Source organism: Flavimaribacter sediminis (assembly GCF_019492055.1).
In the GTDB taxonomy this organism is placed as follows: domain Bacteria; phylum Pseudomonadota; class Alphaproteobacteria; order Rhizobiales; family Rhizobiaceae; genus Flavimaribacter; species Flavimaribacter sediminis.
On record NZ_JAICBX010000002.1, the window covers coordinates 572,100 to 594,641 of the forward strand.

Annotated in this window: 15 protein-coding genes; 5 read left to right on the forward strand and 10 right to left on the reverse strand. The window is 61.0% G+C overall.

From position 1 onward, the window contains the following. Positions 1–474 precede the first annotated feature (474 nt). Positions 475–1,341: a hypothetical protein gene (locus K1W69_RS10910; RefSeq protein WP_220228388.1), complete on the forward strand. Its 867-nt coding sequence runs from the start codon at positions 475–477 to the stop codon at positions 1,339–1,341. A 40-nt stretch (positions 1,342–1,381) separates the two neighbouring features. Here K1W69_RS10910 and K1W69_RS10915 read toward each other — a convergent pair whose 3' ends face one another. Beyond that, positions 1,382–3,046, reverse strand: coding sequence for a lysine--tRNA ligase (locus tag K1W69_RS10915; RefSeq protein WP_220228389.1), 1,665 nt, complete (start codon positions 3,044–3,046; stop codon positions 1,382–1,384). A gap of 204 nt (positions 3,047–3,250) precedes the next feature. Here K1W69_RS10915 and K1W69_RS10920 point away from each other — a divergent pair, with 204 nt between their 5' ends. Continuing rightward, positions 3,251–3,670 (forward strand): tellurite resistance TerB family protein, encoded by a 420-nt coding sequence (locus K1W69_RS10920; protein WP_220228390.1) that lies wholly within the window; start codon positions 3,251–3,253, stop codon positions 3,668–3,670. Positions 3,671–3,686: 16 nt separating this feature from the next. Here K1W69_RS10920 and K1W69_RS10925 read toward each other — a convergent pair whose 3' ends face one another. From K1W69_RS10925 to K1W69_RS10940, 4 genes are all read right to left on the reverse strand, one after another. Beyond that, complete coding sequence (locus K1W69_RS10925) at positions 3,687–4,601, reverse strand: transporter substrate-binding domain-containing protein (RefSeq protein ID WP_258570989.1); 915 nt, start codon at positions 4,599–4,601, stop codon at positions 3,687–3,689. Between the two features lie 210 nt (positions 4,602–4,811). Then, the gene (locus K1W69_RS10930; RefSeq protein WP_258571081.1) at positions 4,812–5,843 is read right to left on the reverse strand and encodes a substrate-binding domain-containing protein; all 1,032 of its coding nucleotides are present in this window, start codon (positions 5,841–5,843) and stop codon (positions 4,812–4,814) included. 88 nt (positions 5,844–5,931) lie between these two features. Continuing rightward, positions 5,932–6,909 (reverse strand): ABC transporter permease, encoded by a 978-nt coding sequence (locus K1W69_RS10935; protein ID WP_220228392.1) that lies wholly within the window; start codon positions 6,907–6,909, stop codon positions 5,932–5,934. A gap of 2 nt (positions 6,910–6,911) precedes the next feature. Then, entirely contained in the window at positions 6,912–8,477 is a 1,566-nt protein-coding gene (locus K1W69_RS10940; protein ID WP_220228393.1) for a sugar ABC transporter ATP-binding protein, read from the reverse strand. 165 nt (positions 8,478–8,642) lie between these two features. On the opposite strand from K1W69_RS10940, the gene mtnK reads away from it, so the two are divergent. Together mtnK and mtnA are read left to right on the forward strand one after the other, a co-directional pair. Further along, complete coding sequence (gene mtnK, locus K1W69_RS10945; RefSeq protein ID WP_220228394.1) at positions 8,643–9,932, forward strand: S-methyl-5-thioribose kinase; 1,290 nt, start codon at positions 8,643–8,645, stop codon at positions 9,930–9,932. Beyond that, positions 9,929–11,044, forward strand: coding sequence for an S-methyl-5-thioribose-1-phosphate isomerase (gene mtnA, locus K1W69_RS10950; protein WP_220228395.1), 1,116 nt, complete (start codon positions 9,929–9,931; stop codon positions 11,042–11,044). Before mtnK ends, mtnA begins: the two co-directional genes overlap by 4 nt. 282 nt (positions 11,045–11,326) lie before the next feature. On the opposite strand, the gene K1W69_RS10955 is transcribed toward mtnA, so the two are convergent. The 5 genes from K1W69_RS10955 to K1W69_RS10975 all read right to left on the reverse strand — a co-directional run bounded on the left by K1W69_RS10955 (position 11,327) and on the right by K1W69_RS10975 (position 18,551). Continuing rightward, the gene (locus K1W69_RS10955) at positions 11,327–11,944 is read right to left on the reverse strand and encodes a 2-hydroxychromene-2-carboxylate isomerase (RefSeq protein ID WP_220228396.1); all 618 of its coding nucleotides are present in this window, start codon (positions 11,942–11,944) and stop codon (positions 11,327–11,329) included. A gap of 119 nt (positions 11,945–12,063) precedes the next feature. Continuing rightward, complete coding sequence (locus K1W69_RS10960; RefSeq protein WP_220228397.1) at positions 12,064–14,274, reverse strand: FAD-dependent oxidoreductase; 2,211 nt, start codon at positions 14,272–14,274, stop codon at positions 12,064–12,066. An 11-nt stretch (positions 14,275–14,285) separates the two neighbouring features. Continuing rightward, positions 14,286–15,494 carry an acetyl-CoA C-acetyltransferase gene (locus K1W69_RS10965; RefSeq protein ID WP_220228398.1) on the reverse strand — a complete coding sequence of 403 codons (1,209 nt, stop codon included), beginning with the start codon at positions 15,492–15,494 and terminating at the stop codon, positions 14,286–14,288. An 11-nt stretch (positions 15,495–15,505) separates the two neighbouring features. Next, complete coding sequence (locus K1W69_RS10970) at positions 15,506–16,678, reverse strand: acyl-CoA dehydrogenase family protein (RefSeq protein WP_220228399.1); 1,173 nt, start codon at positions 16,676–16,678, stop codon at positions 15,506–15,508. A gap of 79 nt (positions 16,679–16,757) precedes the next feature. Next, a complete protein-coding gene (locus K1W69_RS10975) occupies positions 16,758–18,551 on the reverse strand; it encodes an acyl-CoA dehydrogenase C-terminal domain-containing protein (RefSeq protein WP_220228400.1) in 1,794 nt (597 codons plus the stop codon). 335 nt (positions 18,552–18,886) lie between these two features. On the opposite strand from K1W69_RS10975, the gene K1W69_RS10980 reads away from it, so the two are divergent. Continuing rightward, on the forward strand, positions 18,887–22,462 hold the full coding sequence (locus tag K1W69_RS10980) for a peptidoglycan-binding protein (protein ID WP_220228401.1): 3,576 nt from the start codon (positions 18,887–18,889) through the stop codon (positions 22,460–22,462). Positions 22,463–22,542: the final 80 nt, after the last annotated feature.

Sequence of the window (22,542 nt, forward strand, 5' to 3'; positions counted from 1 at the left end):
CTGGACCCACCCGAGGGTTTTCAAGCCCGTGGATGAGTCCGGCTCCCCACCGACCGGTCGTTGAACCCGAACAGTCGCCTGGGCCTGTCAGCGAGCCCGTTTTTGCAAGGAATGGTCATAATGGTTGCCGAACGCCTTCGACAGAAGCGTGCTTCAAGACGCACTGCGAAGAGTAACGTACGGCTGCTGGAGGCATTGCGAAAGGAACTCTCCGACCTTGATGCTGACATGGACGTCACCGCCCGTACCTTGATCGCCGAATTACCGGTGCTCGGCCGTCTCGAGGAGTCTCGAGACAGTCGCTCATCCATCGTAATACCAGCGGCCCTTGATATTGAATATCAGTCACAATCATATCTATTACAATAGAATATAGATAATATTTGAATATATAATACAATTACAATCTAAGGTTTACTTTCTATAATAATCTGACTAACTTCTATTTCTATTATTCGTAATCAGGAGGGTGAAATGGCAATAAGTATAGTATTGAATGATACTGATCCTTTCGACACTGACGCTGCAGCCAACTGGATACAATCCACGATTGACGCCGACATGGCCGAAACGAACGAGCTGTATGGCGCAGCTTTCGAGGCCGAAAGCCGCCTGGCCGAAGAGATGGAACATCGTGCGCGACAGGAAGGATCCCATCCGGAAGGACCGCACACGGATTCCCTGATGGAGATTCACAACCGCATGTCGGAGACCCTGGACCTGCAAAACCAGATGGAGCCGGTCACCCTGGAACATTTGCGAGACTGGGGCGTCATGACCTTGCCGCTTCCGGCCGGAGTCAGTTACGTCAAACGTCCTGCCTATTCCGCCGAAGCCGAGGAGCAAAAAGACCAGGGCACAGGGATGTCTTTCGCGGATCGCGGTTCCGGACGGATGCGGTTGCGCTTCGAAACCGGCGGGCTGACGGACTGGGAATGGGCGCGCTGCTCGCTTGGTCAGACCTTCACCGCACGCAAGGACAACCCTGCACTATCGCCCACTTTCGATTTCCGTCTTGTGAGCGATTTCGTGACTGCCTGGGGTTTCTTTTGCAATGCGGATGTAGAACTCGATATCGACATCCACACGTTCAATGTCACCCAGAACAAAAACTGGCGCAGACGCCGTCAGATCGGTCGGGTCGTCAATACATGGATCGGAATGGTCGGGCAGACCTTCCGGCTTCGTCCGTTGTTTTCCGAGAGCGGAGTTGGCGAGGCAAATGCCGGAGATACCCTGATCGTCACGGCAACGTTGACCGGCCGCGCCAAATCTCCGACGGGTCGGGCAGGAATGAACGTAAACCTCGATCTCCTGCGCATATCCATAGCCGGCGTATAGCGACAGGCAAGGCCGGCTGTCACCTTGCCGGATGCTGTCGTCACGCAGCCGCGAGTTCTCCGGCCAAGGCTTTTTGAACAAGCGCGCGGGTCTCGTCGATACCGTAGAGCGCCACGAAGGAGCCGAAGCGCGGTCCGCGCTCCTGGCCGAGCAGCACCTGGTACAGCATCTGGAAGAAGCTTCCCGATACGCCGACGCCGCCGTCCGGCCCCTTTTTCGACGCATCCTGATAACGCTCGATGGCGCGCGCCACGTCGAGGATAGCGTTCTGGATGACCTGTCCGTCGGCATCGGAGGCAAGACCCGCCAGTTTTTCATCGATGCCGCGCAAGGCTGCCTGTTCGACATCGTCGGCAGGCCTGAAGACCTTGGTCGGCTTGACGAAATCGTGGAAGTAGCGGATCGCGTAGCCGACCAGTTGGGCGAGCTGCGGGTGGTTTTCAGCCGTCACGCCCGGCGCGTAGCGGGTGATATAACCCCACAGCACATCGCTGTTTTCAGCATTCGACGCACTGACAAGGTTCAGCAGCATCGCGAACGGCACCGGATTGTCGATCGCAGGCGGATTGCCGTCATGCATGTGCCAGACCGGATTGTTGAGACGCGTTCTCCAGTCCTGCCGCCCATAGGCGGAAAGGAAGGTGAAATACTCGTCCACAGCCTTCGGGATGACATCGAAATAGAGCTTCTTCGCCGTCTTCGGCTTCTGGAACATGTAGAGCGCAAGGCTCTCCTCGGAGGCGTAGGTCAGCCAGTCGTCGATGGTAAGGCCGTTGCCCTTGGACTTCGAGATCTTCTGGCCGTTCTCGTCGAGGAAGAGTTCGTAGTTGAAGCCCTCCGGCGGCGGACCGCCAAGCGCACGACAGACCTTGGAGGACAGCGTCACGCTGTCGATCAGGTCCTTGCCGGCCATCTCGTAGTCGACACCGAGCGCAAACCAGCGCAGCGCCCAGTCGGCCTTCCACTGGCACTTCACCTTGCCGCCGGTGACGGCGGTCTCGACCTCTTCGCCGGTCTCCGGATCGACATAGGTCACCGTGCCGGCTTCCGGATTGCGCGCGATCATCGGCACTTGCAGCACGACGCCAGTCCGCGGACAGATCGGCAGGAAGGGCGAATAGGTGGCGCGGCGCTCTTCGCCAAGCGTCGGCAGGATGATCGCCATCACCTCGTCATAGACGGCGAGCATGCGCATGAGCGCCTCGTCGAAACGGCCCGACGTATAGTAGTCGGTCGCGGACGCGAATTCGTAATCGAAGCCGAAGCGGTCGAGAAAGGCGCGCAGCCGCGCGTTGTTCGCGGCGCCAAAGGATACGCCGTCGTCGGAGAAGGGATCGGGGACACGGCTCAGCGGCTTGCCGAGCCAGGTTTCCATCATCTCGCGGTTCGGCACATTGTCCGGCACCTTGCGCAGGCCGTCCATGTCGTCGGAAAAACACAGGATCTTCGTCGGCGCGGCGTCGCGCGTCAGCACGCGAAAGGCGTGGCGCACCATGGAGGTGCGCGCCACCTCGCCAAATGTGCCGATATGCGGCAATCCCGACGGGCCGTATCCGGTCTCGAACAGGATCCGCTCCGGGTAGCCGGATTTCTCGTAGCGTTTGACGAGTTTGCGCGCCTCCTCGAACGGCCAGGCTTTGGATTCAGCCGCTGCCGCAATCATATCTTCGTTAAGATCGATCTCGGTGAGACGGTTTTCACTCATCTTTCTGCTTTCCGGTTATTTCAATGAACATCGCCCGGTTGGCCGCAATCTCGGGGCTCCGGCCGGGCGCGCGGACCCTAGTCCCGATGCTTCGCAAGGTCAATGAGAGGCGCGGAATTTGGAAGCGCCTCAAAGGCGCTTGCACTCGGACACCGCGATACATAGGTTAGCGGCAACCAATCGATTCTGCTGCAAGAGATCCTTATGTCCGCACCGATCACCACCCAGGATGCCCTCATCTACATCATGGTCACCATGTCAGCCGTGGATTCCACCATGACCGACCGCGAACTTGCCCAGATCGGCAACATCACGCGGACGCTGCCGATCTTCGATGATTTCGACGAGGAGCGGCTGGTGCGCATCTCGCGCGATTGCGGCGCGATCCTGAGCGAGGACGACGGTCTCGATACGGTGATGCTGATCGTCCACGACGCCCTGCCGCACCATCTCTACGACACGGCCTATGCGCTGGCGGTTGAAGTGGCCGCCGCCGACCTGCATGTCGAGCAGGAGGAACTGCGGCTGTTGCAGATCCTGCGCGATCGCCTCAGCCTCGACAAGCTGACCTGCGCCGCCATCGAGCGCGGCGCGCGCGCCCGCTTCCGCACAATCGAGCATTGATTCTCCAGACAGGTTCTCAGTAGAGGCCGTAGGGGAAGGCGCGCCGGTAGATCTCGGTCATCCGGCCGTTGCGCGTCATGGCCAACAGCGCGTGGTCGAGCGCCTGGACGAGTTCGGGATCCTTCGGATTGACGGCGATCGCCAGGCCTTCGCCAAGATAGCTCCGCGACAGATAGGGTCCGTCGAAAAAGGCGCAACAGCCATCGGCGTCCTGGCTTCCGAGCCAGAAGGAAAGCTGCACGCCATCAGCGAAGACGGCGTCAACGTCGCCCTTCTTCAGACCGTCATACATCCATTCCTGCTTGTCGAAAATCACCGGCTGGACCTCCGGGAAGAAGGCGCGCAGCATTGCTTCATGGGCGGTTCCGGCGATGACGCCCACCCTGTGGCCCGCAAGGGCGGCGGCGTCATCGCCGTCGATGGCCACCGCTTCGTTGCGGGCGAACCGGGCCGGCAGCTTCAGGAAAGGCCGGGTGAAGTCGTATTTTTCGCGAGCTTCCGCCGTAATGGCGACGCCGGCGACAATGGCGTCGGCCTTGCCGTCGGCAATCGCCGCTTCCAGTTCTTCCCAAGGCAGGAGCTGGATCTGGCAACGGTCGAGCACCTTCAGTTCCTCGCAGATCGCACGCACCAGTTCAACGTGAAAGCCTGCAAGCCGGTTCTGCTGGTCGAGGAAATTGAAGGGCGGAAAATCGGCCGTGGTGACAAAGAGGATCCGCCCGCGCGCCGACAGGTCCGGAACGCCGATGCGCTCGTTCGGGTCCCAATAGGAAGGCGCTGTGACCTGCTGCGCCGCCGCCGGAGAGAGCATGGCGAAGGCCAACAGCAAAAACAGGAACGCGGAGATGCTGCCGGTCCATGCGCGCCGCAGACGCCGCGCTGCCGGATTGCAGGTCAAGCCCGCATTGAAGGGGGGCGGGAGCAGGTTCAAATAACTTCCCTCATTCCGGACCTGATTTGGAATCCAGTACCCGCGCGTCTGCGCGGGTGAGCCATCATCCTATCGGGATTCTTGACAAGCCTCATCCCACTGTCCCTTCAGCCTTGCTCCGAACCTACCGATAGAGTCGCAGAGCTTTGCCTGTCAATGAGAAGGGGCGGCCAATGGCCGCCCCCGGGAGGTTTTCAAATGCCCGCGCGATCAACGCTCGGGAAGCGGCATCCAGGCCGGAACCGCCACATCGGCATGGGCGAATTGCGGCAGCTTGGCCGAAAGCTGTTCCATGTTCTGGATGTCGAGATCCATCAGCATGTCGCGGGTGATCAGGGTCGGCGGCACGATGACGCTTTGGCCCGGATCCTCGCCGGCAAGCAGCATGGCGAGCGCCCGCACGGACACTTCGCCGACAACGGCCGGGTTGGTGGCGGCGGTCGCGACCCAGGCGCTGTCGTCTTCACGCATGGCCTGAATATCGGCCGAAGACACGTCGGCGCTGTAGATCTTGATGTCGTTGTTGAGGCCGGCCTCGTCGACAGCGATCTTCACGCCCTTGGCGAACTCGTCATAGGGAGCGAACATCACGTTGATCGTCGGGTTGGCGCGCAGGACGGCGGACGCCTGGTTGGCGACCGAATTGGCGATCGGATTGTCGAGCGTGCCGAACTGGGCGACCTCGTTGATGCCGGAGTACTTGTCCTTGAATTCGCGCCACTTTTCATCGCGGCGATCGAGCGGCGCGATGCCCGGCACATAGACATAGCCGGCGGTGAAGCTTTCGCCGTTGTCCTTGATCGCCTGTTCGAGGGCGAGCTGCGCAAGGAGCTGGTCGCTCTGCTCGACCTGCGGGACGGCGTCGTTTTCAACGTTGACATCGAAGGCGACGACCTTGATGCCGGCGTCGACAGCGCGCTGCACGGCTTCCGTCATCGATTCCGTCAGACCGTGCTGAACCACGATGCCGTCGACGCCAAGGGCAATCGCCTGGTCGACCATGTCGGCCTGCAGGGCTGCGTCCTGACGGGAATCGAAGACGCGCAGGTCGACGCCAAGGGCTTCGGCCTGGCGTTCGACGCCGGAAAGATACGCCTGGAAGAAGTCGCCGGTGGACAGGTAGCGCACCAGCGCGATCTTCACATCGCCCGGATCGTCGAACGGCGCGGGTTTGTCCTGCGCCAGGGCGCCGGTGATGGTTGCGCCGGCGGCCAGCGCGGCGACGCCGAGCTTGACGGCCATGCGTCTGGTCAGATTATTCAGCATTCCAATCTCCTCCGTTGTTGTCCGGCGCCTTCGGCCCCGGTTGTCTTTCTGACGCTCGTCCGCGTCAGTTGCGTGCAGCCTTTGTCAGGCTGAAAGTGAATACCAGTGCGATGACGAGCACCGCTCCCTTGACGAAATCCTGCGTATAGTACGGCGCATTCATCATCGTCATGCCCTGCAGTAGAACACCGACGAAGATCGCGCCGACGAGGGTGCCAAATGCATTTGGCTTCGCGGCGCCCAGAACGGCGAAGCCGATCAGCGCCGCGGCGACCGCATCCAGCAGCAGGTTGTTTCCGGAGCTGACGTCGCCGCGCCCGACGCGAGCCGCCAGCAGGATCCCGCCGATAGAGGCGGAAAAACCGGAAATCATGTAGGCGGCTATCTTGTAGCGATTGACAGGGGCTCCAGCAAGGCGGCTGGCAAGCTCGTTGCTGCCGATCGCATACATGACGCGGCCCCAGCGCGTGAATTCGAGGAAGAACCAGATGACGAGCGCCAGCACCAGCATGATCAACACGGAAACCGGCAGAATATCGTAGAGGCGGTGACGGCCGAGAAACAGGAATCCCGGATCGAATGCGCCTTCGGCGGTCGATCCGTCCGGCAGCATCATGCCCTTGGCGATCGAGCGCCCCGCAGTGGGAATGAGTTGAAGTCCGAGCAGCAGGAACATCGTGCCAAGCGTCGCCAGCAGATCCGGAACGCGGGCGTAGACGACGAGGACGCCGTTGAAGAAACCGACAGCGAGGCCAAGCGCCAGGCACAGCGCCACCGCCTCGACCGAACCGGCGCCCCAGATGACCATGGCGTAGGACGCCGCCATCATCGAGGAGGCGGCGACGGACCCGATCGACAGATCGAAGCCGCCGACAACCAGCGTCGCGGTGACGCCGAGCGCCAGGATCGCGGTGATGGACACCGACTGGAAGACGAACACCATCGAGCGCAGCGACATGAAGGCGGGCTCCATGATCGTGAAAAAGACGATAATCGCCAAAAGCAACAGCAGAAATCCGTAGCGGATCGCAAAATTACGCATGGTTACTGTATTCCGTCCTTTCGGAAGTGTCCGGCTGCAGCGTTCGGTGAGACGACAGCGCCGGAAATCTGCGACAGAAGCAGATCCATGTCGACGCTGTCGGTGCGGTGTTCGCCGACGATGGTGTGATTGCTCATGACAAGGATGCGGTCGGAAACTTCCAGCGCCTCGTCGAGCTCCGCCGTCATCAACAACGTGGCCCGATCGCCTGCGGTCTCGCGAAGCTTGTTGCCGATATCGCCACGTGCGCGGATGTCGACGCCCTGAAAAGGCTCGTCCAGCACGAGAAGACGGCAGGCCCTGGAAAGCCAGCGGCCGATAACGACCTTCTGCTGGTTGCCGCCGGAAAGCGAACTCAGCATATCCTGTTCCGACTGGCAGACAACGCCCAGCCAGTCGATCATCTCTTTCGCCTTGTTGCGTTCTTTCCGTCGCAGCACCGTGCCGAGGGCGGTGAAATCGGGCAGGAAGGGCAACGTCAGGTTCTGCGAAATGTCGAAGCCGGGAATCATCGAGGAATTCGCCCGGTCCTTGGCCGCCATGAAAACGCCCTGTCGCACGGCGTCTCGATTGTTCAGCGGCTGATAGGGTTTCCCGTCAAGCAGGAACGATCCGGCCTGCGGCTGGCGCAGCCCGAACATACATTCCGCGAGCTCGCTCTTGCCGGTTCCTACAAGCCCGGTGATCGCCACGATCTCTCCGCCGGAAAGGGAAAACGAAAACGGATCGCATCCGGTTTTCAGGACAACGTCACGCGCCTCGAAGATCTTTGCGCCGCGGGTGACCGCGATCTTCTTCGACACCTCCATTCCATGGCCGAGCATCGCGTTGACGGCGGCCTCGTAATTCAGGGGTTTTTCGAATACGCCGGTGATCCTGCCGTCGCGCAAGGCGATGATGCGATCGGCCAGGCGACGAATGTCCGACATGCGGTGCGATATATAGAGGATCGCGACGCCGCTCTGTCGCAACCGGTCGATAATGCCGAACAGCCGCTCCGCCTCGCGCTGAGACAGCGACGAGGTCGGCTCGTCGAGGATCAGAAGCTTGGGGTTCTGGGCGAGCGCCCGCGAGATGCCGACAAGCTGCCGGTCGGCGAGGTCGAGTTCGCGCACCGGTTTGTTCATGTCGAGTTCCAGGTCTAGCGCGCCGGCGATTTTTCCGGCTTCGCGCGCAGCGCGGCCGCGTCCGAAGAAAAAGCCCGTTTCGCCGTTGCACAGCCTATCGAGAAGCAGGTTCTGTGCGACCGACAGGTCAGGCGCCACACAATCGTTGATCGCCTGGTGCACAATGCACACGCCGGCGCGCAGGGCGTCGGCAGGCGTGGCGGGAAGAAAGGGTTCGCCGTCAAGGGTCAGCGAGCCGGAATCGGCGTTGTGAACGCCGGCGATGATCTTGACGAGGGTCGATTTGCCGGCGCCGTTCGCGCCCATCAGCACGACCACTTCGCCAGCCGATATGGAGAGATTGACGCCCTGCAAAACGCGGTTTGACCCAAAGGATTTTTCAACATCCTTTAGGTCCAGCACATTGTTCTTCGACGCCTGATTTTGCGACGTTTCCGCCATGTCTCCTCTCCCCCGGGACATGGATCGTTGCAAGTAAATTGTCAAATGTCAATATACCTTGACATTATTCAAATTGACGCCTTAACCTGAATGTCGAACAATAGAGCAGTGCGAAGACCGGTCGCGTGCGGAGAGACTGAAGGCCAGATTTCGCGGGGAGAGGCAATGACGATTGAGACACCGGCTGGCTATACGGCCTTTTCCGTCGACACGATTGCGGACTATATCGCCGACAAACCGGAATTGATGAACAGGCTCGGCGGCGATGCGTCGCAATTGAAGGCCACAGAGGTAGGCGATGGCAATCTCAACCTGGTCTTCATCGTCGAGGGACCGGACGATACGGTCATCATCAAACAGGCCCTGCCCTATGTGCGCCTCGTCGGCGAATCCTGGCCGTTGCCGCTGAAGCGTTCCTTCTTCGAATACAATGCGCTGGTGCGGCAGGCAAAAGCCTGCAGCGTGACGGCGCGGGTGCCGGAAATCTTCCTTTACGACGACGCGCATGCGCTGGTGGCGATGGAGTACCTCTCCCACCACATCATTCTGCGCAAGGGGCTGATCGCCGGTACAATCTACCCGAAGATCGCCCGTGACCTTGGGCTGTTTATGGCGGAGACCCTGTTCCGCACCTCCGACCTGCATATGGATGCGGGCGAGAAGAAGAAGGACGTGGCGCTGTTCAGCGACAATGTCGAACTGTGCGACATCACTGAAAGCCTCGTTTTCACCGATCCCTATCACGATGCGGAGCTCAACAGCTGGACGACGCCGCAACTTGACAAACTGGCGCTCGGCCTGCGCAGCGACCGCGACCTGAAGATCGCGGCCTCTCAGATGAAGCAGCGCTTCGTCACGCATACGGAAGCGCTGGTTCACGGCGACCTGCATTCCGGATCGGTGATGGTGAACGCGGACGACACGCGGGTGATCGACCCGGAATTCGCCTTTTACGGGCCAATGGGCTTCGATGTCGGCGCGCTGATCGCCAACTACTTCCTGTCCTATTTCTCCCAGGCCGGGCACGAGCCGGAGCCTGGCGCTCGCAACGAGTATCGCGCGTGGATTCTTGAAACGATCATCGAAACCTGGGACGTGTTCGAAGAGCGTTTCCGCGAATTGTGGGTGAATGAACGCACCGGCGTCCTCTATCCTCGCTCGATCTTTGAAGATCAGGGAGACGCCATCGGAGCCGAGGAAGCGCTCAACAGCTTCCTGAAGCAATTGCAGGAAGACACGATCGGCTTCGCCGGCGCGAAGATGATCCGTCGCCTGGTCGGTCTCGCCCATGTCGAGGACATGCAGTCGATCGAGGATCCGGACCGGCGCGCATCCTGCGAGGCAAAGGCGCTGGCCATGGGCCGGGAACTGCTCGTGGACCGTGCCAAATTCACCGGCATGAAGCAGCTCTGCGAACTGGCCAAGCGCATTGAAAGCACTGGAGCAAGCGCATGAAAATCGATGGAACCTCCTACCGCTCGATCTGGGCGGAAGATGACGGCCTCACCGTCGGAATCATCGACCAGACGCGGCTTCCGCACGCCTTTGTAACGCGTCCGCTGAAAACGCTGGACGACGCTGCGGTCGCCATCAGCGACATGTGGGTGCGCGGCGCGCCGCTGATTGGCGCAACGGCCGCCTACGGCATGGCGATCGCGCTGCGCAAGGACGCTTCCGACGCCGCAATGGACGAGGCCTACCGCATTCTCCACGCGACCCGGCCGACGGCGATCAACTTGAAATGGGCGCTCGACGAAGTCATCCGCAACATCAGGCCGATCGACGTGGGTAGCCGCGCCGACGCCGCCTGGACGCTTGCCGCCGAGATCTGCGACAGCGACGTCGAGACAAATCATTCCATCGGCGCGCACGGGCTGGGGCTGATCAAGGCGATCGCCGCGCGCAAACCTGACGGCGAGACCATCAACGTGCTCACCCACTGCAACGCCGGTTGGCTCGCCACCGTCGACTGGGGCACCGCCACCTCGCCCATCTATCAGGCGCATGAACTCGGTATCCCGATCCATGTCTGGGTCGACGAGACGCGTCCGCGCAATCAGGGCGCCTCGCTGACCTCCTGGGAACTCGGCCGGCACGGCGTGCCGCATACGCTCGTCGTCGACAACGCCGGAGGCCACCTGATGCAGCACGGCAAGGTCGATCTGTGCTTCGTCGGCAGCGATCGCACCACGGCGAGCGGCGACGTTTGCAACAAGATCGGCACCTATCTCAAGGCGCTCGCCGCCCGCGACAATGGCGTGCCCTTCTACGTGACCCTGCCCTCCTCCACTGTCGACTGGACGATCCATGACGGACTGAAGGAAATCCCGATCGAGGAACGCAACGGCGAGGAGGTTTCCTGGATCGCAGGCGTAGATAATGAAGGCAAGGATACGAAGGTGCTGATCTGTCCGAAAACGACGCCGGTCTCGAATTTCGCCTTCGACGTCACGCCGTCACGGCTCGTCACCGGGCTGGTGACCGAACGCGGCGTCTGCAGCGCCAGTCGCGCCGGCCTCGCCAAATTGTTCCCGGAGATGGCGAACCAGCCCAAACAGGCGGTGTAGCTTTTGCGGGCTTCGGGCGGGGCGTCCGTCAATGCGATATCTCGCAATTGAACGACGGTCGTCCATGCCTATAATCGCTGGTGTTTCGGTCCAGTCGATTTATGCTTCCAAGGTGAAAACATCAGATTCCCGAAACGAACCCAGGTTTACCGAAACAAACCCGGATTGGCCGAAAGCGCAGATTCCCCAAACAAAGCCAGATCGGGGCATTTGAAAATCGGCCAAATCCCGAAACAAAGCCAAATTTCTATTTATTATTATAATTCAATCACTTAGAAAATTTCACGGCTGTCCGTAAGGCTCCCGTCCGGTGACAATCGCGCTTTCCAACAGGTCAATCCGATCCTGCCCCCAGAACACTTCGCCATTGAGCACATAGGCCGGCACGCCGATGGCGTCCGCCTCCACCGCCTCACGGCTGTATCGGTCACGCAGCGCCAAGGCTTTGTCCGACCCGGCCTGCGCCAGGATCGCCTCTGCGTCGAAACCCGTCGCAGTCAGATAGCCGGCCACCGTGTCGCGGTCGGAGACGTCGGCGTCCTCGGCCCACACGCCGGAAAACACCCGCTCCATGAAATCCGCCGGATCATCGCCCTGCTCGGCGATCGCGATGACTGAAAGTTCCGCCAGCGAGGCGTCCACGGGAAAATGCTTCGGCTGCAGGTTGAGCGGCAGCCCGCGGGCTTCGGCGTGGCGCTGCAATTCGAGAAACCGGTAGCGACGGCGCACCGGCGGCCGTTCCGCAAGCGGCGTGGAGCCGGACTTCGCCCAGAGCCGCTTCAGTCTTACCGGCTTGTAGTTGACCGTCGCGCCACGGCGTTCCGCCATATCAACGAGCGCCCTGTGTCCGAGATAGACATACGGCGAAATGCCGACGAAATAATAGTCAATTACCGGCATGGTCTCCCTCCCTTAACATGTGAAAGGAGATGTATCACCTGCGCGACGGCTGACAAGCATGCCGCAAAAGAAAAACGGGCCCGCAGGCCCGTAAGCGATAAATGATTTGGCCTGTTTCTTCAGGCGGCCATCTGCGTCTTCTCGCCGAAGCGGCCGTAGAAGGTCTCGCCCTTCGGGGCCATCTCCTTGAGCAGCGGCGTCGGCTCGAAATGGCTGCCGTGCTCGACCGCCAGGCCTTCACACATGGCGACGAATTCAGCCACGCCCATCGAGTCGATATAGGAGATCGCCCCGCCCGTGTAGGGCGCGAAACCGAAGCCGAGGATCGAGCCGATATCGGCCTCGCGCGGATCGGTGACGATGCCTTCCTCCATGGTGCGGGCGGCTTCCAGCGCGATTGTCGCGAGGAACCGGTTCTTGAGTTCCTGGACCGAGATGTCGTCGGCGGCCTGCTGGGGATAGAGATCCTTCAGGCCCGGCCACAGATGCTTCTTCGCCGGCTTTTCGGGATAGTCATAGAAGCCCTTGCCGTTCTTGCGGCCATGACGACCGTGCTCATCGACCATCGTGTCGATCAGCTCGACATGACGGGGATCGACGGCGCCCTCGCCAAGATCGGCGATCGTTGCGCGGTTGATCTTCTGCGACAGGTCGATCGCCACCTCGTCGTTCAGCGCCAGCGGTCCGACCGGCATGCCGGCCATTTTGGCCACATTCTCGATCATCGCCGGCGGAATGCCTTCGACGACCATGCTGTAGGCCTCGCCCATGTAGCGCATGACGCAGCGATTGACGTAGAAGCCGCGCGTGTCGTTGACGACGATCGGCGTCTTCTTGATCGCCCGCGCATAGTCGAGCGCGACGGCCAGCGCCTTGTCGCCGGTCTCCTCGCCGAGAATGATTTCGACCAGCATCATCCGGTCGACGGGCGAGAAGAAGTGAATGCCGACGAAATCATTCGGACGCCTGGAGTTCTTCGCAAGACCCGTGATCGGCAGCGTCGAGGTGTTGGAAGCGAAAATTGCGCCTTCCTTCAGCTCGGCTTCGGCTGCTTCCGTCACCGCCTTCTTGATGCCCTGGTCCTCGAACACGGCCTCGACAACGAGCTCCGCGCCGTCAAGCGCCGCATAGTCGGTGGTCGGCGTAATCAGCGAAAGAAGCTTGTCTGCGTCCTCCTGCTTCATCCGGCCTTTCTTGACGGCGGCGGCGACCAGCCCTTCAGAATGGGCCTTGCCCTTGTCGGCGGCCTCCTGGTCGCGGTCGATAAGGACCACGGGAATGCCGGCCTTCGCCGTCACATAGGCGATGCCTGCGCCCATGAAGCCCGCGCCGACGACGCCGACCTTTGAGAAGCTGGTCTTCTCGACGCCTGCCGGACGGCGCGCGCCCTTGCCGAGTTCCTGCAGCGATACGAACAGCGAGCGCACCATGGCGAAGGCTTCCGGAGTCTGCAGGATTTCCGTGAAGTAGCGCTGTTCGATCCTGAGCCCGGTGTCGAAAGGCACCTGAAGACCTTCGAAGACGCATTTCAGGATCGCGTAAGCGGCCGGATAATTACCGTAGCTCTGCTTGCGCAGCGTTGCCGAAGCCGCCGGCCAGAGCTGGGCGCCCTGCGGGCTCCAGATCGCGCCGCCCGGCAGCTTGAAGCCCTTTTCATCCCAGGGCTGAACCGGCTTCAGGCCGTCGAGGATCATTTTCTTGGCCGCGGCGATGAGCTCGTCCGGCGGGGCGATCTCGTGGATCAGGCCCATTGACTTCGCCTTCTTCGGGCTGAGGTTCTGACCGGTGGTCATCATCATCAGCGCTTCCTGCTGATTGGTGAGCCGCGGCACGCGCTGTGTTCCGCCAGCGCCCGGGAACAGGCCGACCTTGACTTCCGGCAGCGCCATCTTCACGGCGTCGCTGTCCGCGGCCACGCGACCGTGGCAGGCGAGCGACAGTTCAAACGCGCCGCCCATGCATACGCCGTTGATGGCGGAGACCCACGGCTTGCCGCTGGTTTCGAGCTTCCGGTAAAGCCAGCTCATGCGGCCCACCTGGTCGAAGATCATCTTCGCCGCGCCTTGCGGGTTCGTGGCCTTTTCCTGGCGGATCAGGTCGAACATGCCGTTGATCATGGTCAGGTCCGCGCCGCCCGAGAAGGTCGACTTGCCGGAGGTGACGACCGCGCCCTTGACCGCGTCGTCAGCGGTCACGGAGTCCAGAATTGCTTCCAGTTCGTCCATCACCTCCTGGGTGAAGACGTTCATGGACTTGTCAGGCATGTCCCAGGTGACGAGAGCGATGCCGTCGCTGTCGGTTTCGACGGTGAAGTTCGTGTAGGTTGTCATGTCCGTCTCCCTCAGACCCGTTCGATGATGGTGGCCGTGCCCATGCCAGCGCCGATGCACAGCGTGACGAGGGCGGTGTTGAGGTCGCGACGCTCCAGTTCGTCGAGAACCGTGCCGAGGATCATCGCGCCGGTGGCGCCCAGCGGGTGGCCCATGGCAATCGCGCCGCCATTGACGTTCATCTTGTCATGCGGAATGTCAAAGGCCTGCATGTAGCGCAGAACCACAGAGGCGAAGGCCTCGTTGAGCTCGAACAGGTCGATGTCGTCGACTGTCATGTTGTTGCGCTCGAGCAGCTTCTTCGTCACGTCCACGGGGCCGGTCAGCATCAGCGCCGGGTCGGAGCCGATATTGGTGAAGGCCCTGATCTTCGCGCGCGGCGTCAGACCCATGGCCTCTCCGCCCTTTTTCGATCCCATCAGCACGGCCGCGGCGCCGTCGACGATGCCGGAAGAGTTGCCGGCGTGGTGAACGTGGTTGACGGCTTCGACTTCCGGATGCGCCTGCACGGCCACCGCGTTGAAGCCGCCCATCTCTCCGATGATGGCGAAGGAGGCGTTGAGAGAAGCCAGGCTCTGCATGTCCGTTTCCGGACGCATGTGTTCGTCGTGGTCGAGGATGGTCAGACCGTTCTGGTCGTTGACCGGCACGACCGACTTCTTGAAGTAGCCGTTCTTCCAGGCATGGGCCGCGCGTTTCTGGCTTTCCACCGCATAGGCGTCGACGTCGTCGCGCGAGAAGCCGTACTTGGTGGCGATCAGGTCGGCCGACACGCCCTGCGGCATGAAATAGGCCGGCATGTTGACGGACGGGTCCATGAACCAGGCGCCGCCGGCCATGCCGATGCCCACGCGCGACATCGATTCCACGCCGCCGGCGATAACGACGTCGTCTGCGCCCTGCGCGATCTTGCCGGCGCTCAGGTTGACAGCGTCAAGGCCGGATGCGCAGAAGCGGTTGATCTGGATGCCAGGCGCCTCGGTCTCGTAGCCAGCCTCGAAGATGGATGCGCGCGCGATGTCGCCGCCGGCTTCCATCACCGCGTCGACGCAGCCGAAGACCACGTCGTCGACTGTCTTGGTGTCGAGGCCGTTACGGTCGCGCACGGCTTCCAGAACGGTCGCGCCGAGACGCACCGAAGGCACCTCGTGCAGGCTGCCGTCCTTCTTTCCCCGTCCGCGCGGCGTGCGGACATGATCGTAAATATAGGCGTCGGCCATATCGGTCTCCCTTAAAGACTGCGTGCGATCAGCAGTTTCATGATTTCGTTGGTTCCGCCGTAGATGCGCTGGACGCGGGCGTCACGGTACATCCGGGCGATCGGATATTCGTTCATGTATCCGTAGCCGCCATGCAGTTGCAGGCACTCGTCGATGATCCTGCACTGAAGGTCGGTGATCAGATACTTCGCCATGGAGGCGGTCGTCGGGGTAAGTTGACCTTTCAGATGCTCGGCCACGCAATGGTTGACGAAGACGCGCGCCATCGTCGCTTCCGACTTCAGTTCGGCCAGCTTGAACTGGGTGTTCTGGAATTCGATAACCGCCTTGCCGAAGGCCTTGCGTTCCTTGACGTAGTCGATGGTGATCGCCAGCGCCCGCTCGGCCATGGCGATGCCCTGGTTGGCGATCAGCAGGCGTTCCTGCGGCAGTTCGGTCATAAGCTGGATGAAGCCCAGGCCTTCTTCCGCGCCAATCAGGTTCGAGGTCGGAATGCGCACATCGTTGAAGAACAGCTCCGACGTGTCGTTCGCCTTGAGCCCGATCTTGTCGAGGTTGCGGCCGCGCTCGAAACCTTCCACCTCGTCGGTCTCGACCACCATCAGCGACGTTCCCTTGGCGCCGGCCGCTGGATCCGTCTTGGTAACGACGATGATCAGATTGGCGTTCTGGCCGTTGGTGATGAAAGTCTTCGATCCGTTGATCACATAGTGGTTGCCATCCTTGCGTGCGGATGTCTTGACGCCCTGCAGGTCGGAACCGGCGCCCGGCTCCGTCATCGCGATGGCGCCGATCATCTCGCCGGAAGCGAGCTTCGGCAGCCACTTCTTTTTCTGCTCTTCCGATCCGTGATGGAGGATGTAGGGCGCGACGATCGCATTATGCAGAGCGATGCCGAAACCGTCGACGCCGACATGGCCGAGCGCCTCGGCGATCACCGCTTCGTGGGCGTAGGTGCCGCCGGAACCGCCATACTCCTCCGGCATGGAGGCGCAGAGCAGTCCCGTTGCGCCGGCCTTTTCCCAGGCTTCCCTGTCGACGATTTCCTGCTTCTCGTAGCGCTCGTAATTCGGCGCGATCTCGTTTTCGAGAAAGCGGGTGGCCATGTCCTGAAGCATGACCAGTTCGTCGTCCATCCATTCGGGAGCGGGAACGCCGAGAATCCCGGCAGGCGCTTCACTCATTCTGGTTCCTCCATGAAGCCTTATAACGCGGCTTTCCAACCACTATGTGTCGTTCGGATATTCCGTTGCAAGACCGCCGTCAGAAACTGGCGGCCTCCATCGACATCATCGTCTCGGATCCGGCCTCGATACGCTGCCGGCGCATCAGCGTTTCCGGCATGATGCGCTCCATATAGAAGCGGGCGAGCAGGAGCTTGTCCTCGTAGAACTCCTTCTCGTCGGCGCCTTCGGCCAGCTTCTGCGTCGCGATTTTCGCCATCTGCGCCCACATGTATCCAAGCGCCACGACGCCGAAGAGATGCATGTAGTCGGTCGAGGCGGCGCCCGCATTGTTGGGATTGGTCATGGCGTTCTGCATTAGCCACATGGTCGAAGCCTGCAGTTCGTTCAGTCCCTTCTTCAGATGCTTGGTGAAGAAGGAAAGCGCCTCGTCCTCGCGGTTTTCCTCGCAGAAATCGCCGACTTCCTTGAAATAGGCCATGATTGCGCGGCCATTGTTGGCCGGCAGCTTGCGGCCGACCAGGTCGAGCGCCTGAATGCCGTTGGCGCCTTCGTAAATCATGGCGATGCGGGCGTCGCGCACGAACTGGCTCATGCCCCATTCCTCGATATAGCCGTGGCCGCCATACATCTGCTGGGCCGCGACCGCATTGTCGAAACCACGGTCGGTCAGCACGCCCTTGAGCACCGGCGTCATCAGGCCAAGCATGTCTTCGGCAGCTTCGCGGTCGGATTCGATTTCGGAGCGGCGGCGGATATCGGCCTGGAGAGCCGTCCACAGGACCAGCGCGCGGCTTGCCTCGTTGAAGGAACGGATGGTCAGCAGCGTGCGGCGGACATCCGGATGCACGATGATCGGATCGGCTTTCTTGTCCGGCTCCTTGGCGCCGGTCAACGCGCGACCCTGAATGCGCTCCCGCGCATAGTCGGCTGCGTTCTGATAGGCGACCTCCGACTGGCAGAGGCCTTGCATGGCGACGCCGAGGCGGGCTTCGTTCATCATCACGAACATGGCCTTCAGGCCCTTGTTCTCGCCGCCGATGAGATAGCCCACAGCGTCGTCGTAGTTGAGAACGCAGGTGGCGTTGCCGTGAATGCCCATCTTCTCCTCGATGGAGCCGCAGGACACGCCGTTGGCCTCGCCGACATTGCCGTCCTCATCGACCTTGTATTTTGGCACGATGAACAGCGAAATGCCTTTGACGCCTTCCGGCGCGCCCTCGATACGGGCAAGCACCAGGTGGACGATGTTTTCAGACATGTCGTGTTCGCCGGCGGAGATGAAAATCTTCTGGCCGGAGATCTTGTAGGAACCGTCTTCCTGGGGAACCGCCTTGGAGCGAAGCAGGCCGAGGTCGGTGCCGCAATGCGGTTCCGTCAGGTTCATGGTGCCGGTCCACACACCCTCGATCATGCGCGGCAGCCACTTGGCTTTCTGTTCGTCATCGCCATGTTCGTCAATGGCGGCGACGGCGCCCAGCGTCAGGCCCGGATACATCATCAGCGCCATATTGGCGGAGGAGAAGTATTCACCGACGGCTGAGTGCAGCAGCATGGGCAATCCCTGGCCGCCATATTCAGGATCGGCCGCAAGACCCATCCATCCGCCTTCGCGGTACTGGTCGTAAGCTTCCTTGAAACCCTTCGGCGTCGTCACGGTCGCATCGTCGTGGCGAACGCAGCCTTCCTGGTCGCCAACCTGGTTCAGCGGCTGAAGCACCTCTTCGGCGAGCTTCGAACCTTCCTGCAGAATGGCTTCCACAATGTCTGGCGAAGCGTCGGCGAAGCCGGGCAAATTGTTGTAGCGCTCGTAGCCGAGCACGTCCTTGAGAATGAAGAGAGTGTCTTTGATGGGGGCTTGATAGCTTGGCATGGATATACTCGCATATGTCCTGCTGGTGTGCGTGTTGGCCGCTCTATACAAATAATTGACGTTTCCGTAAACGTCAAAATTTTCGTTATCTGTTTCTTTGACGCATTTTGCCTCCGAAAAGCCCGGCGACCAAACAAAATCGGGGCAGGTTAACGGGTTGTTTACCATGATTGGAAAAGGTGTTCTCAGACATCGGGCGCTGATTTGCCGAATGTCCGGCGTCAGGCGCCGCTTCTTGCAGGCCTGAATCCGCCGGGCGGAATATGCCGACAGTCGAATTTTTCATTCGGCCTGGCGTCAGGATGCTCGGCGATGGGAACAATGCGGGCAATCACATGAACAGGTCACGATCCTCCGGGAACAGAACCGACTATCAGGAGCGAGATCCGCTCGATTCCCTCAGTCGGACCATTGCCGACCTTGAGGCGAGGATCGAGGGACTGAACGCGCGCAATCGCCGCTCGCCCCAAAATCAATCGCAGACGCCGCGTCCTGAACGCCAACCTGATCGGGTTCGGTCGACAGAGAGTAATGCGGACTTCTATCAACCCCAGCGCTTCCAGCAACCGGAGGCGCAAGTCAACGCCCGCGACTACTGGGCGGAGCAAGACAACCGCCAGCGGTCGTTCGACCGTGATCGCGGATTTCAGCCGGCCACCGTAAAACCGGACGCCGGCGCGCGCGATATCGCCGAGGCTCTTGTCGCCCTGCGCGAGGATTTGCGCAAGGATCTGTCCGAAAGCATCAGCCGTGGTCTTGGATCGCACACACAGGATCGGGACATCGCTGCAGGCCTGCACGCCGAGCTGAACGAATTGCGCAGCATGGTGCGTGAACTGCCTGGAGAAGATTCCATGCGCCGCCTCGAGCAGCGCTGGGACGGGTTTGAAAACCGTATCGCCGGCATGGACGCGACGGCGCTGAGGGAAGAGCTGTCGATGCTGTCTCACCGCCTCGACGACATCAGGTCGTCGATCGGCCAGCTTCCATCGGCTCTGCCGCTGAATGCGCTTGAAGACAAGATCAAGATGCTGGTGGGCGCGATCGATGCGATTTGCCGTCAGACCGGCTCGAACGATCCTGAACTGAACCAGCGATTCGCCGGTATAGAAGACAGGCTTGACGAAATCAGCCGCGCAATCGTCGCGACGAACGCCACCCGCGACGGAGAACCGGACCGACGTCTCGTCGAGGGATTGGAGCGGCGCTTCGATACGCTGCTCGAGCAACTCGACGCGATCAGTCAGACACATTCCTACAATGAAGTCGCCGAACGGCTGGACGCGCTGTCGGGCAAGGTTGATGAACTCTCTGGCGACCGCGACACCGTCACCTTGATGGAACGGCTCGACGACTTGTCCCGGATGCTTGAAGCCCAGCCTGCGCCGGCCGTCGACGAACGCCTCTACGAGCATCTCGAACTGCTTGCCAGCAAGGTCGGCTCTCTCGATCTGAACGGCGTGAATGACGCGCTGGCCGACAAGCTGGACGACGTGTCGCGCCGTATCGATACGATGACGAGCGATCTGACCGCCGCAACCGGCAACCAGGACATGCTCTACGGCCGTTTGGAAGACCTTGCTGGTCTGATGGGAAAGCAGGAGCCAGAAAGACAAGCCGTCGACCTGTCCCGCATCGAGACGGGTCTCGCCAATATCGCGGCCCGGCTGGACGAGGTCACGGCGCCTCAGAGCGACGATGGCGAAGCGCTTCGAGCGCTTGAAGAACAGGTGTCCGATTTTTCGCGCCTTCTTTCGGAAACCGCTCAAGCGCCGGCGGATTCGAACGATCTCGCGCCGCGTCTTGCCGCAATCGAAGAACGTTTGAGCGAAAGTCAGGCTGATCATCAGAACATGATGATAGAGGCCGCCAGAAAAGCCGCCGAGGCGGCGATCGATTCCTGGCGCGAGTCCGGAGCCACCGCGTCGGATATCTCGATGGTCGAGAACCTCGTGTCGGACCTGCGGTCGCTGGAAGAGCTGAGCCGCCGCAGCGAAGAAAAGAATACGCGCACATTCGACGCCGTGGATGACACGCTCGTCAAGATTGCCGACCGCCTGGAATCGATGGAATACGGCAATCCCGCCGAACCCGCTCACCGAGCGCTGAATGCGAACGCCTCTTCTGCGGATGCATCGGCTGAACTGACGCCGAATGCGGAATTGCCGCGCGAAGAACTCAGCCAGGACGACGTCGACACAAAGCACGACGTGATCGTTCTGCCGAATGATCGTTACGATGAGGGGTCATACGCCACACCCTCCATCGACCCGGCTGATCATATAGTCGGGGATGAGGACGACACCCCGCTGGAGCCTGGTTCGGGCGCTCCCGACATCGAAAGCATCATGGCGAAGGTGCGTGAGGCCCAGAAACATGGCCAGCAACTGGGGCGGCATGCGCATCCAGACGACGAAACGGGTGAAGACAAACCTGGCAAAGCCGATTTCATCGCCGCAGCGCGCCGGGCCGCCAGGGCCGCGGCAAGCGACACCATGCTGGCTGGAGACGCGGCTGTTTCGGCAGAGGATGTTTCCGACAAACGCAAACAGCGCGAGGCGAAAGGCGGCGGCAAACGCAGCAAGCGCCCCTTCTTCCTCGCTGCAGGCGCCATTTTGCTGGCGGTCGTAACCTATCCGCTTCTCATGGATTTCTTCGCAGGACCGTCTCCGATCGAGACTGCGTCAGTCGAATCCGAGACGCAAATTTCGGAGCCAGTGACCGCCGAACCCGAAATAGCCGAAAAGGCTGTTCAAGGCGCAGGGCTGACGCAGGATTTCAGCGGCGCCGAGCCGGTGACGGAAGAAATGGCGACGGATTCCGCGCCGACTTTACCCGAAGCGTCAACATCCCCGTCAACGCCTGAAATGACGCCGCAATCCGGTATTACCGTTAAGCAAAACAACGGCGAATGGCAGATGTCGCGCGACAACAGCGTACAGCCCGTCGGCGGATTCTATTCCTATCCGACTGAAGGCGCCGCAGGGGCCCAGGCTGCAGCGGGCGTCGACGCGGTGACCGTCACCGCCGCCACGCAGATGGACGCGCCGGTGATCGAGACGCCGCCTGAAGAGGTTGGCCCCCTGGCCCTGCGCAAGGCCGCGGCGGATGGCGACAGCCTGGCCCTTTTCGAGATCGGCGCACGCTATACCGATGGACACGGCGTTGACGTTGATCATGCCGAAGCAGCCAAGTGGTATCAACTCTCCGCAGATCTCGGATTTGCTCCGGCGCAATACAGGCTCGCCAATTTCTATGAAAAGGGCAACGGGGTCGAACGTGACCTGAAGAAAGCTCAAACCTGGTACCAGATGGCGGCCGAGCAGGGCAATGCGAGCGCGATGCATAATCTCGCCGTTCTCTTCGCGATGAAACACGAGGGCGTATCCGACTACGATTCTTCCGCTGTCTGGTTCAAGAGAGCCGCTGAATTCGGCGTCAGAGACAGCCAGTACAATCTCGCCATTCTGCACGCACGTGGAAACGGCGTTCCCCAGGACCTGATCGAATCCTACAAATGGTTCGCCATTGTCGCCCAGTCCGGCGACAAGGACGCCGCGCGCAAGCGCGACGAGGTGGCGAACGCATTGCGTCCTGAACAGCTTGAGGAAGCCCGCAAACGCGTCGAAGACTGGGAGCCCGCGCCGCTGGACGACGCCACAAACTCAACAGCCATTCCCGACGAGTGGAAGCGCGACGAAACCACCACTGCTTCCATCGATATGAAAAAAGCCGTGCAGAACATCCAGGCGATCCTGACGAAGAACGGCTTCGACACCGGCGGCGTCGACGGCATCATGGGCGACCGGACGATCATGGCGATCAGGGACTTCCAGAGTTCGATCGGCATGGAGCCGACGGGCGAAGTGACCGAGCAGCTGGTCAAGGAGTTGCTCGCCCGCAACGGATAGAAACAGGGTCGCCGGGCTACGGAACGCGTTCCCGGGCGAACCCGGGCGCCGGTTTCAAAAACTTATGATTTCCGCGCCGG